Annotated in this window: 16 protein-coding genes; 11 read left to right on the top strand and 5 right to left on the bottom strand. The window is 72.6% G+C overall.

Going from position 1 to position 13,482, the window contains the following annotated elements; genetic code table 11:
* Window positions 1–13 precede the first annotated feature (13 nt).
* From HD601_RS07000 to HD601_RS06985, 4 genes are read left to right on the top strand one after another with little or no spacing between them, the layout of a single operon-like run.
* Window positions 14–1,201 carry a hypothetical protein gene (locus tag HD601_RS07000; RefSeq protein WP_184820503.1) on the top strand — a complete coding sequence of 396 codons (1,188 nt, stop codon included), beginning with the start codon at window positions 14–16 and terminating at the stop codon, window positions 1,199–1,201.
* Entirely contained in the window at window positions 1,198–2,544 is a 1,347-nt protein-coding gene (locus HD601_RS06995; protein ID WP_184820501.1) for a peptidoglycan-binding protein, read from the top strand. Before HD601_RS07000 ends, HD601_RS06995 begins: the two co-directional genes overlap by 4 nt.
* Window positions 2,528–3,217 carry an ABC transporter ATP-binding protein gene (locus tag HD601_RS06990; RefSeq protein WP_184820499.1) on the top strand — a complete coding sequence of 230 codons (690 nt, stop codon included), beginning with the start codon at window positions 2,528–2,530 and terminating at the stop codon, window positions 3,215–3,217. The genes HD601_RS06995 and HD601_RS06990 overlap by 17 nt, the downstream gene beginning before the upstream one ends.
* On the top strand, window positions 3,214–4,476 hold the full coding sequence (locus tag HD601_RS06985) for an ABC transporter permease (RefSeq protein WP_221440644.1): 1,263 nt from the start codon (window positions 3,214–3,216) through the stop codon (window positions 4,474–4,476). Before HD601_RS06990 ends, HD601_RS06985 begins: the two co-directional genes overlap by 4 nt.
* Here the strand turns inward: HD601_RS06985 and HD601_RS36235 are convergent.
* Entirely contained in the window at window positions 4,473–5,198 is a 726-nt protein-coding gene (locus tag HD601_RS36235) for a GbsR/MarR family transcriptional regulator (RefSeq protein ID WP_184820497.1), read from the bottom strand. The genes HD601_RS06985 and HD601_RS36235 overlap by 4 nt on opposite strands.
* A 205-nt stretch (window positions 5,199–5,403) precedes the next feature.
* Between HD601_RS36235 and HD601_RS06975 the strand changes: the two genes are divergently transcribed.
* From HD601_RS06975 to HD601_RS06945, 7 genes are all read left to right on the top strand, one after another.
* Window positions 5,404–6,066: a DUF4097 family beta strand repeat-containing protein gene (locus tag HD601_RS06975; RefSeq protein WP_184820495.1), complete on the top strand. Its 663-nt coding sequence runs from the start codon at window positions 5,404–5,406 to the stop codon at window positions 6,064–6,066.
* A gap of 76 nt (window positions 6,067–6,142) precedes the next feature.
* The gene (locus tag HD601_RS06970) at window positions 6,143–6,781 is read left to right on the top strand and encodes a TRIC cation channel family protein (RefSeq protein WP_221440642.1); all 639 of its coding nucleotides are present in this window, start codon (window positions 6,143–6,145) and stop codon (window positions 6,779–6,781) included.
* A 22-nt stretch (window positions 6,782–6,803) separates the two neighbouring features.
* Window positions 6,804–7,388 (top strand): dCTP deaminase, encoded by a 585-nt coding sequence (gene dcd / locus HD601_RS06965; RefSeq protein ID WP_184820493.1) that lies wholly within the window; start codon window positions 6,804–6,806, stop codon window positions 7,386–7,388.
* Between the two features lie 63 nt (window positions 7,389–7,451).
* Complete coding sequence (locus HD601_RS06960) at window positions 7,452–9,590, top strand: (Fe-S)-binding protein (protein WP_184820491.1); 2,139 nt, start codon at window positions 7,452–7,454, stop codon at window positions 9,588–9,590.
* Between the two features lie 113 nt (window positions 9,591–9,703).
* A complete protein-coding gene (locus HD601_RS06955) occupies window positions 9,704–10,195 on the top strand; it encodes a hypothetical protein (RefSeq protein WP_184820489.1) in 492 nt (163 codons plus the stop codon).
* A gap of 32 nt (window positions 10,196–10,227) precedes the next feature.
* Complete coding sequence (locus tag HD601_RS06950; protein ID WP_184820487.1) at window positions 10,228–11,073, top strand: DUF4097 family beta strand repeat-containing protein; 846 nt, start codon at window positions 10,228–10,230, stop codon at window positions 11,071–11,073.
* 45 nt (window positions 11,074–11,118) lie between these two features.
* Complete coding sequence (locus HD601_RS06945) at window positions 11,119–11,310, top strand: hypothetical protein (RefSeq protein WP_184820485.1); 192 nt, start codon at window positions 11,119–11,121, stop codon at window positions 11,308–11,310.
* A 10-nt stretch (window positions 11,311–11,320) separates the two neighbouring features.
* On the opposite strand, the gene HD601_RS06940 is transcribed toward HD601_RS06945, so the two are convergent.
* The 4 genes from HD601_RS06940 to HD601_RS06925 are packed head-to-tail and all read right to left on the bottom strand — an operon-like array spanning window position 11,321 to window position 13,424.
* Window positions 11,321–12,418 (bottom strand): YihY/virulence factor BrkB family protein, encoded by a 1,098-nt coding sequence (locus HD601_RS06940; protein ID WP_184820483.1) that lies wholly within the window; start codon window positions 12,416–12,418, stop codon window positions 11,321–11,323.
* A gap of 13 nt (window positions 12,419–12,431) precedes the next feature.
* Complete coding sequence (locus tag HD601_RS06935; protein WP_221440640.1) at window positions 12,432–12,737, bottom strand: DUF3618 domain-containing protein; 306 nt, start codon at window positions 12,735–12,737, stop codon at window positions 12,432–12,434.
* The gene (locus HD601_RS06930) at window positions 12,737–13,147 is read right to left on the bottom strand and encodes a phage holin family protein (RefSeq protein ID WP_184820481.1); all 411 of its coding nucleotides are present in this window, start codon (window positions 13,145–13,147) and stop codon (window positions 12,737–12,739) included. Before HD601_RS06930 ends, HD601_RS06935 begins: the two co-directional genes overlap by 1 nt.
* Window positions 13,113–13,424: a YtxH domain-containing protein gene (locus HD601_RS06925; protein ID WP_184820479.1), complete on the bottom strand. Its 312-nt coding sequence runs from the start codon at window positions 13,422–13,424 to the stop codon at window positions 13,113–13,115. Before HD601_RS06925 ends, HD601_RS06930 begins: the two co-directional genes overlap by 35 nt.
* Window positions 13,425–13,482 lie beyond the last annotated feature (58 nt).

The following is a 13,482-nucleotide window of genomic DNA, read 5'->3' as shown; positions in this document are numbered from 1 at the left end:
GCACCCTGCTGGCATGACGAATTGGCGAGCACGGACCCGGCTGCTGGCGTTCGCGTGCGTGGCCGGCCTGGCCTTCTCCGGGTGCGGTGCGGACGGCGGCAGCGGCGGTGAGAACGACGGCGGCGGCGCCGACCAGGCGGACGGCTCGGGCGGCGGCGACGGCGAAGGCGGCGACGAGGAGCTGAGCCCGCTCGAGGAGTACATGGGCGCGAACTCCGGCTTCGCCCGGGCCGGCGGCGCCCGCATGACGATGGCGCTGTCGGCGGGCGACCTCAGCGACGAGGAGCAGCAGAAGATGCGCCAGGTCGAGGAGCTCGTGGCGCAGTGCATGCAGGACGCCGGGTTCGAGTACGTCCCGGTCGACCCGTTCGCCGGGGCGCCCGAGGACGACCCGTTCGCCGAGGCCTACTCGCTGCCGCCGGACGAGTTCGCCCGCGAGTACGGCTACGGGATGTCGACGCTGATGCGCCGCGAGGCCCCCGAGGACGAGCAGAACCTGGACCCGAACCAGGAGATCCGCGAGGGCCTGTCGGAGGCGGCGCTCGAGGAGTACAACCGCACGCTCTGGGGCGACATGGCCGACGTGTCCCCTGACGGCGGCGCGGTCTCCATCAAGCCGGCCCAGCCGGGCGAGGCGCCGTCCATGGAGGAGCAGGGCTGCCACGGCCAGGCTCGCGCCGAGGTCTACGGCGACGGCGGCGGCATGATGGTCGGCCCGGACATGAGCGAGTTCGAGTCCCTGTTCGAGGACCTCGAGGCGCTGCGCGAGCGCATCGAGAGCGACCCGCGCGTCGTCGCGGCGACGGAGGAGTGGGCCGTCTGCATGGCCGAGGCCGGCTCCGGCGACTTCGAGGGACTGAACGAGCCCGAGGACGCCGTCATGGAGCGGATGGGCGAGCTCTACGGCTGGGAGACCGAGCAGGGCGGCCCGGAGGGCGGCCCCGGTGTCTCGGTGACCACCGAGGGCGGCGGCTGGGTCGAGAGCGACGTCTCGCCGGAGGACCTGGAGGAGCTGCAGCAGTGGGAGGTCGCCGTCGCGACCGCCGACTACGACTGCGAGCAGGAGCACTTCGAGGACGCGCAGAGCGAGGTCGCGCTGGGCTTCGAGGAGGAGTTCGTCGATCAGCACCGGGCCGAGTTGGAGCGCTACCGCGACACGATGGCCGAGGGCCCGGCCGGCCACGCCGGTGGACTCGGGTGAGCCGGTCGCGCAGCCGGACCCTTCTCGCCGTCGGCGGCTCTGCCGTCATCGCCCTGGGTGCCGGCATCTACGCCGGCACCCGCATCACGTCGCCCGCCGACGCCGTCGCGCGGACGGCCGCCCCCGAGGCGTCCGAGGTCACGGTCCCGGTTGAGCTGCGGACACTGAACAGCGAGGTCGTGACCCGCGGCGACGTGACATCCGCGGGTGCGGTCGACATCACGCCGGAGACCGGCGGGCTGGAGATGCCGCCGATCGTCACCGGCCAGGTGCCGGAGGTGGGCGCGGAGATCGCCGAGGGCGCGGCGCTGCTCGAGATCGTCGGCCGGCCGCTCATCGCGCTGGCCGGCGAGCTGCCGATGTACCGGTCGCTGCGGCCGGGCATGAGCGGGCCCGACGTCGAGCAGCTGGAGCAGACGCTGGAGCGGCTGGGGCTCGATCCCGGCCGGGTCGACGACGAGTACACCGGGTCCACCGGGAACGCCGTCGCGGAGCTGTTCGAGCGCATCGGCTACGAGCCGCCCGCGCCGGACCCGCAGGCCGAGCAGGAGCTGGACGCGGCGAACGACCAGGTCGACCAGGCCGAGGACGCGGTCGAGGACGCCGAGGACGCGCTCGACTCGGCCGGCTCCGCGCCCGAGGGTGCGCCCGTCGACGAGGACGCGCTGGAGGAAGCGCTCGACGACGCCCGCGAGCGGCTCGACGAGGCCGAGACCGCCCGTGACGAGGCCGCGGTCGCCGCCGGCACGCCGCTCCCCGCCGCCGAGGTCGTGTTCGTGCCGAGCCTGCCGCGCCGCGTCGACGAGGTGAACGTGCGCCGCGGCGGCGCGATCGACGGCGCCGTCATGTCGGTCAGCGGCGCCTCGCTCGTGGTGACCGCGAACGTCGACGACGCCGACCACGAGCGGCTCGCCGTCGACCAGCCCGTCACCGTCGAGGTGCCCACTGGCGAGGAGGTGCCGGGCACCATCACCGCGATCGCGGAGGCCGAGGGCGAGGGCGCTTCCGGCTGGAACGTCACCGTCACGCCCGGCGAGCTGACGCCGGAGCAGGCCGAGGCGCTGCGCGGCGCGAACGTGCGCATCACCGTGCCGATCGAGAGCACCGACGGCGACGTGCTCGCCGTCCCGTTGGCGGCGCTGACGGCAGGGCCGGGCGGCGAGTCGCGCGTCGAGGTGATGCGCGAGGGCGTCGCCGAGCTGGTCGAGGTCGAGGTCGGCCTCACCGCCGAGGGCTACGCCGAGGTCAGCGCCGTCGACGGCACGCTCGCGGAGGGCGACCTGGTGGTCGTCGGCGATGGGGGAGACGACGATGGAGGTGACGACGATGCCGCCGGTGGTTGAGATGACCGGAGTCGGCCGGATGTTCCCCGGCCCGCCGCGGGTCGAGGCCGTCAAGGACGTCGACCTCACCGTCGCCGAGGGCGAGTACCTGTCGATCATCGGGCCGTCGGGATCGGGCAAGTCGACGCTGCTGCACCTGCTCGGCCTGCTGGACCGGCCGTCGCACGGGACCTACCGGCTCGACGGCGTCGACGTCAGCACGCTGTCCGAACGACGGCGCACGCGGGTGCGCGGCGAGCGGATCGGCTTCGTGTTCCAGGCCTTCCACCTGCTGCCGCACCGCACCGTCCTCGAGAACGTGGAGCTGGCGATGATCTACCTGCGGGTGCCGCGGCGGGAGCGGACGGCGCGCGCCACGGCCACGCTCGAGCGGGTCGGGCTGGGGCACCGGCTGGACTTCGACCCGATCACGCTGTCCGGCGGCGAACGGCAGCGGGTCGCCATCGCCCGCGCGCTGGTGGCGCAGCCGAGCCTGCTGCTGGCCGACGAGCCGACCGGCAACCTCGACTCCGGCAACGCGGCGTCGGTGCTGGACCTCTTCGACGAGCTGCACGCCGAGGGGCTGACGCTCGCCGTCATCACCCACGACGACGGCGTGAGCGCCCGGGCGCAGCGGCGGGTCCGGATCGTCGACGGCGTCATGTCCGACGTGGCCGCCGGGGTGGTCGTGTGAGGCGGCCGCGACTGGCCCGGCTGACCCGGCGGCGCGGGCGGCAGCGGGTGACCCGTCGCGGCCGGCGGATGACCCTGCGCGACCTGACCTCCGAGGCGCTCGCCGGGGTGGCCGCGCGGCCGTCGCGGCTCGCGTTGACCACGCTGGGGACGGTGCTGGGCATCGCCGCGCTGGTGGCGACGATCGGGCTCGGGCAGACGGCGGCCGGGCAGATCTCCGACCGGTTCGACGCGGTCGCCGCGACCCGGGTCACCGTCGAGCCGGGGGAGACCGAGGGTCCGGACGGGCAGGTCGCCCTGACCCAGCTGCCGTGGGACGCGCCGGCCCGGCTCGAGCGGCTGGCCGGCGTCGAGTCGGCGGGCACGTTCGCGGCCGTCGACGTCGGCGGCGACCCGGTCCGCGGCGTGCCGTACGGGACCCAGGAGCAGACGGTGCCTGTGGCCGCCGCGTCGCCGGGGCTGTTCGAGTCGCTCGGGGCGCGGCTGTCCGGCGGCCGGACCTTCGACGAGGGGCACGACGCCCGCGGCGACGCCGTCGTCGTCCTCGGCCGCTACGCCGCCGACCGGCTGGGCATCAACCGGGTCGACGCACAACCGTCGATCTTCATCGGCGACCGCGCGTTCACCGTCATCGGGATCGTGGACTCCGTCGACTACCGGACGGAGCTGCAGGACTCCGTGATCATGCCGATGACCACCGCGCGCGAGCTGTTCGGGCTGGAGGCGCCCGAGGTGCTCGAGGTCCGGACGGAGCTCGGCGCGGCCCAGCTGATCGGCCGGCAGGCGCCGATCGCCGTCGACCCCAACAACCCCGACCTGCTCGACGTGTCGGCACCGCCGCGGCCGGGCTCGCTGCGCGACAACGTGTCGGCCGACGTCAACGGGCTGTTCCTCGCCCTCGGCGGGCTGTCGCTGCTGGTCGGCGGGCTGGGCATCGCGAACGTCACACTGCTGTCGGTGCTGGAGCGGATCTCCGAGATCGGGCTGCGCCGGGCGGTCGGCGCGGGCCGGGTGCACGTGGCCGGCCAGTTCCTGGTCGAGAGCGGGATCGTCGGCCTGTTGGGAGGGCTGATCGGCTCGACCATTGGGGTGCTGGCGACGGTCGGGGTGTCGGTCGTGCGCGACTGGACGCCGCTGCTGGACATCCGGCTGGCGCTCGTTGCGCCGCTGCTCGGCGGCCTGATCGGCCTGGTCGCGGGCGCCTATCCCGCCTGGCGGGCGTCCGCCGTCGAGCCGATCACGGCCTTGCGCAGCGGTTAGCCGGGCGGCGGGGCGGCCTTCGTGTGCAGGATGTCGCGGGCCTGCTCCGCCGCGCGGGTGATGGACTCGGCGACGAAGTCGACGAAGCGGGCCATGTTCTCGAGGCGGACCGCGGCCGGGGTGCCGGCGCCGAGGACGCCGACCCCCTGCCGGGCGGTCTCGGCGAGCTGGAGGTTGGACCGGGCGGCGGCGATCATCGACTGGTACCAGACGTCGTTGTCGGCGACGTAGCGCTCGCGGCGACCCTCGGCGCGCTCGCGGAGCACGAGGCCCTGGTGCTCGAGCAGCGTGATCGCCTTCGAGACCGACGCCGGGCTGACCTGCAGGCGCTGGACCAGCTCCGACGCGGTGAGGCTGCCGGCGTCGCTGGTGTAGAGGCAGGTCAGCACCCGCGACGCTATGCGGGGCAGGCCCGACTGCATGAGCAGCGTCGTGAACGACTCTTCGTACTCGCTCACCGCCTCGGGGTCGCGCCCATGGGCCGACGGCGACACCTGCGGCCCCCGGGGTGCGGCCGGCTTGCGCCGGTGGGCGCGGCGCTCGGTCGCGTGGTGGGCGAGGTCGGCGCGGTAGCCGGCCGGGCCGCCGTTGCGCATGACCTCGCGCGTGATGGTCGAGGTGGGGCGGTCGAGCCGCCGGGCGATCTCGGCGTAGGCGAGGTCGTCGGCGAGGCCCAGCGCGATCTGCTGGCGTTCCCCCTGAGTGAGCCTTCCTCCGGGCATCCCCCGAGCGTAGCGTTCATCGCTACCCATTGCAACGAGCTGAGGCTCGAATGTTGCGTTGACGCCTGAACCATTGCAACGATATCACAGCTCTGACCTGCCTAGAAGCTGCTGACGTGCAACGAGAGTGTTGCCGAGAATGCGAACGCAACGTAGCGTTTCCAATGTCAGAAACCAACGGAACGCACCGCAGGAGCTGAGCATCATGCAGACCTTCGACACCCCCGCCCCGATCTCCGCCGTCCTCGACATCCCCGCGGGCCACGTCCAGTTCATCGCCGCCGACCGGGCCGACACCACGGTCGACGTCCGGCCCTCCGACGCCTCGAAGGGCCGCGACGTCGAGCTGGCCGAGCAGACCACGATCGAGTACGCCGACGGAGTCCTGCGCGTCGCGGCCGAGGCGAAGCACCGGATCCTCGGCAGCTCCGGCTCCGTCGAGGTGACCGTCCAGCTACCCGCCGGCTCGCGGGTCGAGGCCAAGGCGGCCGCGGGCGACCTGCGCGGCGTCGGGCGGTTCGGCGACGTCACCCTCGAGGTCGCGGCCGGTGACCTCAAGGTCGACGAGGCCGAGAGCGCCCACCTCACCGTCCAGGCCGGTGACGTCACCGTGGGCCGCCTCAACGGCTCCGCCGAGGTCAGCACCGCCAAGGGCGACATCCGCATCGCCGAGGCCGTGCGCGGCACCCTCGTGCTGCGCACCCAGGCCGGCGACGTGTCGGTCGGCGCGGCCGCCGGCGTGTCCGCCTCGCTGGACGCCGGCACCACCCTCGGGCGGGTCCGCAACTCGCTGCGGAACGAGGGCGCGGCCGAGCTGGAGATCCGGGCGACCACCGCTCTCGGCGACATCGACGCGCACAGCCTCTGAGCCGCCACGCGACGCGCGACACGACGCATCGGCCCTGTGACCCCACCTCGTGGGTCGCAGGGTCGATGCTGTTCCGGTGGAGATCTTCCCGGAGCGCACCCAGCTCGTGCTGGACCTCGTCGGCGTCTTCTTCTTCGCGGTCACCGGCGCGCTGCTGGCGGCGCGCAAGGGGTTCGACATCGTGGCGAGCACCTTCCTGGCCGGGCTGACCGGCCTGGGCGGCGGCGTGGTCCGCGACGTGATCATCAACGTGCGGCCCGCGGCCTTCGAGCACCCGGTGTACCTGCTGCCCGTCGTGCTCGGCGCCGGCGTGGTCTACCTGTACTACCCGCACGTGCCGCGGTTCCGGCGCACGCTGCTGCTGTTCGACGCCGCCGGGCTCGGGCTGTTCTGCGTGACGGGGACGGTGAAGGCGCTGGCCGCGGATGTCCCGGCGGTGTCGGCCGTGCTGCTGGGCGTGACGACGGCGGTCGGCGGCGGCCTGCTCCGCGACGTCGTGGCGCGCGAGGTGCCGTCGCTGTTCCGCTACGACGACATCTACGCGCTGCCCGCGGTGGTCGGCGCGGCGGCGACGGCGGTGCTCTGGCGGTTCGATGCGCTGGCGGTGTGGACGGGGGTTGCGGCCAGCGTCCTGACGTTCGCGCTGCGGGCGCTCGCGGTCAAGTACGGATGGCGCGCACCGCTGGCCTACCGCCGTCAGGCTCCGGACGGCTGAGCACGTTCGGTAGTGTCCCCACATGCTGCTCTCCGACCGCGACATCCGGGCCGCCGTCGAGTCGAAGCGGGTCGCGCTCGACCCGTTCGACCCGGAGATGATCCAACCGTCGAGCATCGACGTCCGGCTCGACCGGTACTTCCGCGTGTTCGAGAACCACCGGTACCCGCACATCGACCCGGCCGAGGAGCAGCCCGACCTCACCCGCATGGTCGAGCCGCACGGCGGCGAGCCGTTCGTGCTGCACCCGGGCGAGTTCGTGCTGGCCTCGACGTACGAGACGGTGACGCTGGGCGACGACGTCGCGGCGCGGCTCGAGGGCAAGTCCAGCCTGGGCCGGCTGGGGCTGCTGACGCACTCCACCGCCGGGTTCATCGATCCCGGCTTCACCGGCCACGTCACGCTCGAGCTGTCCAACGTGGCCACGCTGCCGATCAAGCTCTGGCCGGGCATGAAGATCGGGCAGCTCTGCTTCTTCCAGCTGTCGTCGCCGGCCGAGGAGCCCTACGGCTCGCAGCGGCACGGCTCGCGTTACCAGGGGCAACGTGGCCCGACGCCCAGCCGTTCGTACCTGAGCTTCCACCGGACGCACATCGAGAGCGCCTAGTGGGTTACTCGCGGGTAATATGAGCCGCGAGACCTGTTCCATCGGCAAGGAGGCCGAGCCCGCATGCAGTACGTCGCCGTAGTCGCCGCTCTCGGGGTGACGGTGCTGGCGCTTGTCGTGTTCACCGACGCCGTCGTGCGGATGGTGCGGGTGATCCGCCTGGGCGGCCCCGCGCCCGGCCGCAAGCTGAACCCGTCGGGCCGCACCCGCACGCTGGTCCGCGAGTTCCTGGGCCACACGAAGATGGCGAAGCGGCCGGTGGTCGCGGCCGCGCACTGGTTCGTCATGGTCGGGTTCTTCGCGCTGTTCTTCACGCTGGTGACGGCGTACGGGCAGCTGTTCGACGCGCACTTCGCGCTGCCGCTCATCGGGCACTGGGTCGTGTTCGAGTGGGGCACTGAGCTCATCACGTGGGCGACGCTCATCGGCATCGTCGTGCTGACGGTCATCCGGCAGAAGTCGCACCCGCGGCGGCTGGGCCGGCGCTCGCGGTTCTTCGGGTCGAACTTCTGGCAGGCCTACTACGTCGAGTTCACCATCGCGACCATCGCGCTGAGCATCTTGGCGCTGCGGGGGCTGGAGTACCGCCTCTACGGTGACGGCGATGTGCTGCACTTCCCGCTGACGGCGTTCATCGGCTCGTGGTTCGACGGTGTCAGCACCGGTGACGTCGAGCTCGCCATCCACGTGGTCGCGGCGGTGAAGATCATCGTGTCGTGGGCGTTCTTCACGGTCATCGCGTGGAACCTCACCATGGGCGTGGCCTGGCACCGCGGGCTGGCGTTCTTCAACATCTGGTTCAAGCGCGAGTCCGACGGCGGCCCGGCGCTGGGCGCGGCGAAGCCGCTGACGGTCGACGGCGAGCCGGTCGACTTCGAGGCGCTCGACGACCTCGACGAGGACGCCGCGTTCGGGGTGGGCAAGGTCGAGGACTTCTCCTGGAAGGGCCTGCTCGACTTCTCCACCTGCACCGAGTGCGGGCGGTGCCAGTCGCAGTGCCCGGCCTGGAACACCGAGAAGCCGCTGTCGCCGAAGCTGTTCGTCACGGCCCTGCGCGACCACGCCTACGCCAAGGCGCCCTACCTGCTCGATGCCGACACCGCGCCCGCCGAGGCGCGGGCCGAGGCCGAGCGGCCGCTGGTCGGCCCGGTCGACGCCGGCGGGGTCATCGACCCCGACGTGCTGTGGTCGTGCACCACCTGCGGCGCCTGCGTGGAGCAGTGCCCGGTCGACATCGAGCACGTCGACCACATCCTCGACCTGCGCCGCTACCAGACGCTCATCGAGTCCGAGTTCCCGAGCGAGCTGAACGGGCTGTTCAAGAACCTCGAGAAGGCCGGCAACCCGTGGGGCGTCAACGCCTCCAAGCGGCTGGACTGGGCCGACGCGCTGCCGTTCCAGGTCCAGCGGGTCGGCGTCGAGGTCTCCTCGCTGGAGGAGGTGGACTGGCTGTTCTGGGTCGGCTGCGCCGGCGCGTTCGAGGACCGCGCGAAGAAGACCACCCAGGCCGTCGCGGAGCTGCTGCACACCGCCGGGGTGTCCTTCGCCGTCCTGGGCGACGGCGAGACCTGCACCGGCGACCCCGCCCGGCGCTCGGGCAACGAGTTCCTCTACCAGCAGCTCGCCGCGCAGAACATCGACGTGCTCCGCGAGTCCAAGGCCGTGCGCGTCGTCTCCAGCTGCGCCCACTGCTTCAACACCATCAAGAACGAGTACGCCCAGCTCGGCCTCGAGCTCGAGGTCGTGCACCACACCCAGCTGCTCAACCGGCTCGTCCGCGAGGGGAAGCTGACCCCCGTCGCGCCCACCGACCCCGAGACCGTCGCCGGCCGCCCGGTCACCTACCACGACCCCTGCTACCTCGGCCGGCACAACCAGGTCTACAGCCCGCCGCGCGAGCTGGTCGGCGCCCTGCCCGGGGTCGAGCTGCGCGAGATGCCGCGCAACCAGCAGAACTCCTTCTGCTGCGGCGCCGGCGGGGCGCGCATGTGGATGGAGGAGCGCATCGGCACCCGGGTCAACAGCGCCCGCACCGCCGAGGCCCTCGACACGGGCGCCGAGGCCATCGCCGTCGGCTGCCCGTTCTGCCGCGTCATGCTCTCCGACGGCCTCACCGAGGCCCAGGCGCAGGGCCGCGGCGACGGCGTCGAGGTCCTCGACGTCGCCCAGCTGCTGCTCGCCTCGGTCAAGCGCGGCTCCTGAACCTCGTCTGACGCCACGTGACGCCAGCTCTGGCGTCACGTGGCGCAGCCTGCTGTCAGGCGTGCGCCATCGTGACGCTTGACGTGACGCCACAATGACGCCATGATGGCGTCATGGAGCTCACCCAGTACGTCGAAGCCCTCCGCGGCTCGCTGGCCGCGGCCGGGCAGGCCGCCGCCGACGACGTCCGCGACGCCGCGAACCGGCTGTCGTACGCCGTCGAGCCCTCGCTGCGGCTGACGCTGCTGGAGGCTCTGGGCGACGCGGCGGCCGAGGTCACCACCCAGCTCGACGGCATCGTCGTCGAGGTCCGGCTGCGCGGGGGCGACCCCCAGATGGTCGCCACCGAGACCGTCCCCACCCCGCCCCGGCCGCCGCAACCGCCCACGCCGCCGGTCCCGCCCATGCCGCCCGAGGACGAAGGCACGTCGCGCGTCTCGCTGCGGCTGCCCGAGACGCTCAAGGTGCGGGTCGAGGAGGCTGCCGCCGCCGAGGGGATGTCCGTGAACGCCTGGCTGATCCGGGCCGTTCTGCAGACCTTCGAACCGGCCCGGCCGTCCAGCCGCGTCAGCGCCGGGCGCAACCTGTCCGGCTGGGTCCGCTGACCACCGACCACCGATCGCACAGGGAGACACCCGTGTCCGACATCGTCCAGCACACCTTCACCGCCGACGGGCCCATCGCCCTGACCGTCGAGCAGCGCTCCGGCGACGTCGTCGTCACCGCCGCCGACACCACCGAGATCCTCGTCGAGCTGCGGCCGGCCGGGCGCGACGGCGACGACCTCGCCCAGCGCACGCTGGTCGACTTCCGCTCCGGCGAGCTGCGCATCGAGGTGCCGCGCAGCACGTCGTTCCTCGGCCGCTCCCACTGCGTCGACATCACCGTCACCGTCCCGTCCGGCAGCACCGCCGACGTCCAGGCCGGGTCCGGCGACGTCCGGCTCGACGGCCGGTTCGGCGCGGTCGACGGGAAGTGCGGGTCCGGCGACCTCTCCGTCGACACCTGCGACGACGTGCGCCTCACCACCGGCAGCGGCGACGTCTACGTCAACGAGTGCGCCGCCGCCGGCATCCGCACCGGGTCCGGCGAGATCCGGCTCGGCGCGGCCGGCGGCAGCGTCGACCTCGAGTCCGGCTCCGGTGGCATCGAGGTCGAGCAGCCGCTGGGCGACGGCCGAGTCTCCGCCGCGTCCGGCGACGTGCGGGTGCACACCGTCGATGGCCGGGTCGAGCTGAAGACGGCCTCCGGCGACATCACCGTCCACCGCGCGGTCGAGGGCGACCTGCGCGCCCGCAGCGCCAGCGGCGAGGTCTCCGTCGGCATCGTCGCGGGCACGGCCGCCCACCTCGACGTGTCCTCGATCTCCGGGTCCATCCGCTCCGAGCTCGACAGCGCCGACGCCCCGGCCGAGTCCGACCGCACCCTGCTGCTGTCGGTCAGCACCGTCAGCGGCGGCGTCCGGCTGCGCCGCACCACCTGAGCCCGCATCCGTCCACGACCACGACTCGACTGAGAGGAGGCCGCCATGAGCTTCGAGCCCTACGCCGACACCCTGCACCGGGTCCGCGCCGACGAGCTGCAGCGCGAGGCCGCCGCCGGCGTCATCGCCCGCAACGCCCGCCGCAGCCGTCGGCTCGAGCTGGCCGCCCGGCTGCTCGACCGCCTGGCCCGCCGGCTCGAGACCCGCGCCGGCACCGCCCGGGCGAGGGTCCTCTGACGACGGGTCGTCAGCCGCGTTCCTCCGGCAGCTCGGTGCTGTCGCCCCGCGAGCGGCGCAGCCGCCGGCCGCGGCGCACCAGTTGCGCCTGCTTCTCGGCGTCCTTCTCGATCTTGCGGGTGTCGCGCGGCGGCAGCTGGATCGACTCCTCGGCCGGCATGCCCGCCTGCAGCTGCCGCGCCCGCTCGGTCTCGGCGTCGAACTCGGCGCCGAAGAGCAGCGCCAGGTTGGTCAGCCAGAGCCACAGCAGGAACACGATGATCCCGGCCAGCGACCCGTAGGTCTTGTTGTAGCTGCCGAAGTTGGACACGTAGAGCCCGAACGCGGCCGAGCCGAGCGCCCACACGACGATCGCGATGACCGCGCCCATGCTGATCCAGCGCAGCTTCGGCTGGCGGACGTTCGGCGTGCCCCAGTAGAGGATCGCCACGATCATGACGACGACCAGCACGAGCACCGGCCACTTGGCGATGTTCCACACCGTGACCGCGGTGCTGCCCAGGCCGATGGTGTCGCCGACGGCGCGCGCCACCGGACCGCTGACCACCAGCATGACGGCGGCCGCGATGACCAGCAGCATGGTCAGCAGCGTGATGCCGAGCATCTGCGGGCGCAGCTTCCAGAACGGCCGGCCCTCGTCGACGTCGTAGATGCGGTTCATCGCCCGGCCGAACGCGTCGACGTAGCCGGACGCCGACCACAGCGCGGCCAGCAGACCGATGACCAGCGCTAGGCCGGCGCCCGGAGCATTGGTGAGTTGGTTGATCGGGCCTTCGATGTCGGACGTGACCAGCGACGGCGCGATGTCCTGGACGAGCTGGACCAGCCGGTCGGTGGTCTGCTGGCTGTCCTGGCCGACGAGGGCCGGGATCGAGGCCAGCGCGACCAGCGCCGGGAACAGCGACAGCATGGCGTAGTAGGTCAGCGCCGCTGCCTGGTCCGGGCACTCGTCGTGCAGGAACTCGCGGACGGTCCGCCGGGCGACATAACCCCACGACGGCTTCGTCAGCTGGGTGGGTGCGTCCGGCTTGCGCTCGTCGTCCGGGTGCGGCCGATCCTCCGGCTGCGATCCGGCCGACGAGTGCCGGCCCCGTGTCTCCGTCGCCATGGCCCGTCGCCCCCTAGTGGCGGCGCTTCCAGGCGACGGTGCCCGCGACGCCCGCCGCCACCACCGTCGCGCCGGCCGCGATCATCGTCACCGGCTTCATCGCCAGCACCTTGATCGCCGTGGCCACGGCGCCGGCCTTGTCGCGGACGGCGGTCAGCTTCTCCTGCGCCTGGCTGCGCACGTCGAGCTTGTGCGAGAGCGCCTCGACGGTGTCGCCGAGGTCGGCCCGGGTGCGCTCGATGTGCTTCTCGATCTCTTCCGGCTTGGCGCCCTTCGCGGGCTCGGCCTTCTTCATGGTGTTCTTCGTCGTGGTGGCCATCAGTGCCTGCTCTCCTTCAGCTCCTCGACGTCGCGTTTCACGTTCTCGACGGTGCGCTCCGGCGTGGGCGACGCCTGCTTGGTCTCACCGCGGCCGATCATGGCCACGATGCCGGCCAGCACGAACAGCGCGGCGGCGACGATGAGCGCCGCGGCCCACACCTCGAGGTCGGTCAGCGACAGCGCCGCGATGGAGGCCGTCACCAGGGATCCGACCCCGAAGAACGCCAGCAGCCCGGCGCCGCCGTAGAGCCCGGCCCCGATGCCGGCGTGCTTGGCCTTCTGCGACATCTCTGCCTGGGCCAGCCGCATCTCGTCGCGGATCAGGTGCGACGTCTGCTCCGAGAACTGCTTGACGAGCTCGCCGACGGAGCGGTCATCCTGGCTGCGGGTAGTGTCCGTTGCGGCCATGGGTCCCCACCTCCGTGACGTCGTCGGTGTCGTGCCGCTGCACGGTCGACTTGACCTTGTCGGTGGCGCGGCCGGCGGCGTCGGTGAGCTTCTCCTGGATCTCCGGGGCCCGGGCCTTCACGGCCTCCTGGGCGTCGGAGACCTTCTGCTGGACCTTGGGGTCGTGCCACAACGCGTCAGCGCGCCCCTTGATCTCCTCGTAGCGCTGCCGTCCGGCGCGAGTGCCGAGCACGTACCCGACCGCGGCGCCGGCCAGAAGGATCAACTTGCCCTTCATGGTCCCTCCCTGGGATTCGCCGATGTGTGGCGGTTACCCGATCAGCAGAGGGCTATGC

The organism is Jiangella mangrovi (assembly GCF_014204975.1).
In the GTDB taxonomy this organism is placed as follows: Bacteria; Actinomycetota; Actinomycetes; order Jiangellales; family Jiangellaceae; genus Jiangella; species Jiangella mangrovi.
The sequence above is the reverse complement of the archived record's forward strand: the minus strand, read 5'-3'. Positions and strand labels throughout refer to the sequence as shown.

Excerpts from the sequence above, each read along its gene's own strand:
- HD601_RS07000 (WP_184820503.1), top strand. The coding sequence starts at position 14 with ATGACGAATTGGCGAGCACGGACCCGGCTGCTGGCGTTCGCGTGCGTG.
- HD601_RS06990 (WP_184820499.1), top strand. The coding sequence starts at position 2,528 with ATGCCGCCGGTGGTTGAGATGACCGGAGTCGGCCGGATGTTCCCCGGC.
- HD601_RS36235 (WP_184820497.1), bottom strand. The coding sequence starts at position 5,198 with ATGCCCGGAGGAAGGCTCACTCAGGGGGAACGCCAGCAGATCGCGCTG.
- HD601_RS06975 (WP_184820495.1), top strand. The coding sequence starts at position 5,404 with ATGCAGACCTTCGACACCCCCGCCCCGATCTCCGCCGTCCTCGACATC.
- dcd (WP_184820493.1), top strand. The coding sequence starts at position 6,804 with ATGCTGCTCTCCGACCGCGACATCCGGGCCGCCGTCGAGTCGAAGCGG.
- HD601_RS06960 (WP_184820491.1), top strand. The coding sequence starts at position 7,452 with ATGCAGTACGTCGCCGTAGTCGCCGCTCTCGGGGTGACGGTGCTGGCG.
- HD601_RS06955 (WP_184820489.1), top strand. The coding sequence starts at position 9,704 with ATGGAGCTCACCCAGTACGTCGAAGCCCTCCGCGGCTCGCTGGCCGCG.
- HD601_RS06945 (WP_184820485.1), top strand. The coding sequence starts at position 11,119 with ATGAGCTTCGAGCCCTACGCCGACACCCTGCACCGGGTCCGCGCCGAC.
- HD601_RS06940 (WP_184820483.1), bottom strand. The coding sequence starts at position 12,418 with ATGGCGACGGAGACACGGGGCCGGCACTCGTCGGCCGGATCGCAGCCG.
- HD601_RS06935 (WP_221440640.1), bottom strand. The coding sequence starts at position 12,737 with ATGGCCACCACGACGAAGAACACCATGAAGAAGGCCGAGCCCGCGAAG.
- HD601_RS06930 (WP_184820481.1), bottom strand. The coding sequence starts at position 13,147 with ATGGCCGCAACGGACACTACCCGCAGCCAGGATGACCGCTCCGTCGGC.
- HD601_RS06925 (WP_184820479.1), bottom strand. The coding sequence starts at position 13,424 with ATGAAGGGCAAGTTGATCCTTCTGGCCGGCGCCGCGGTCGGGTACGTG.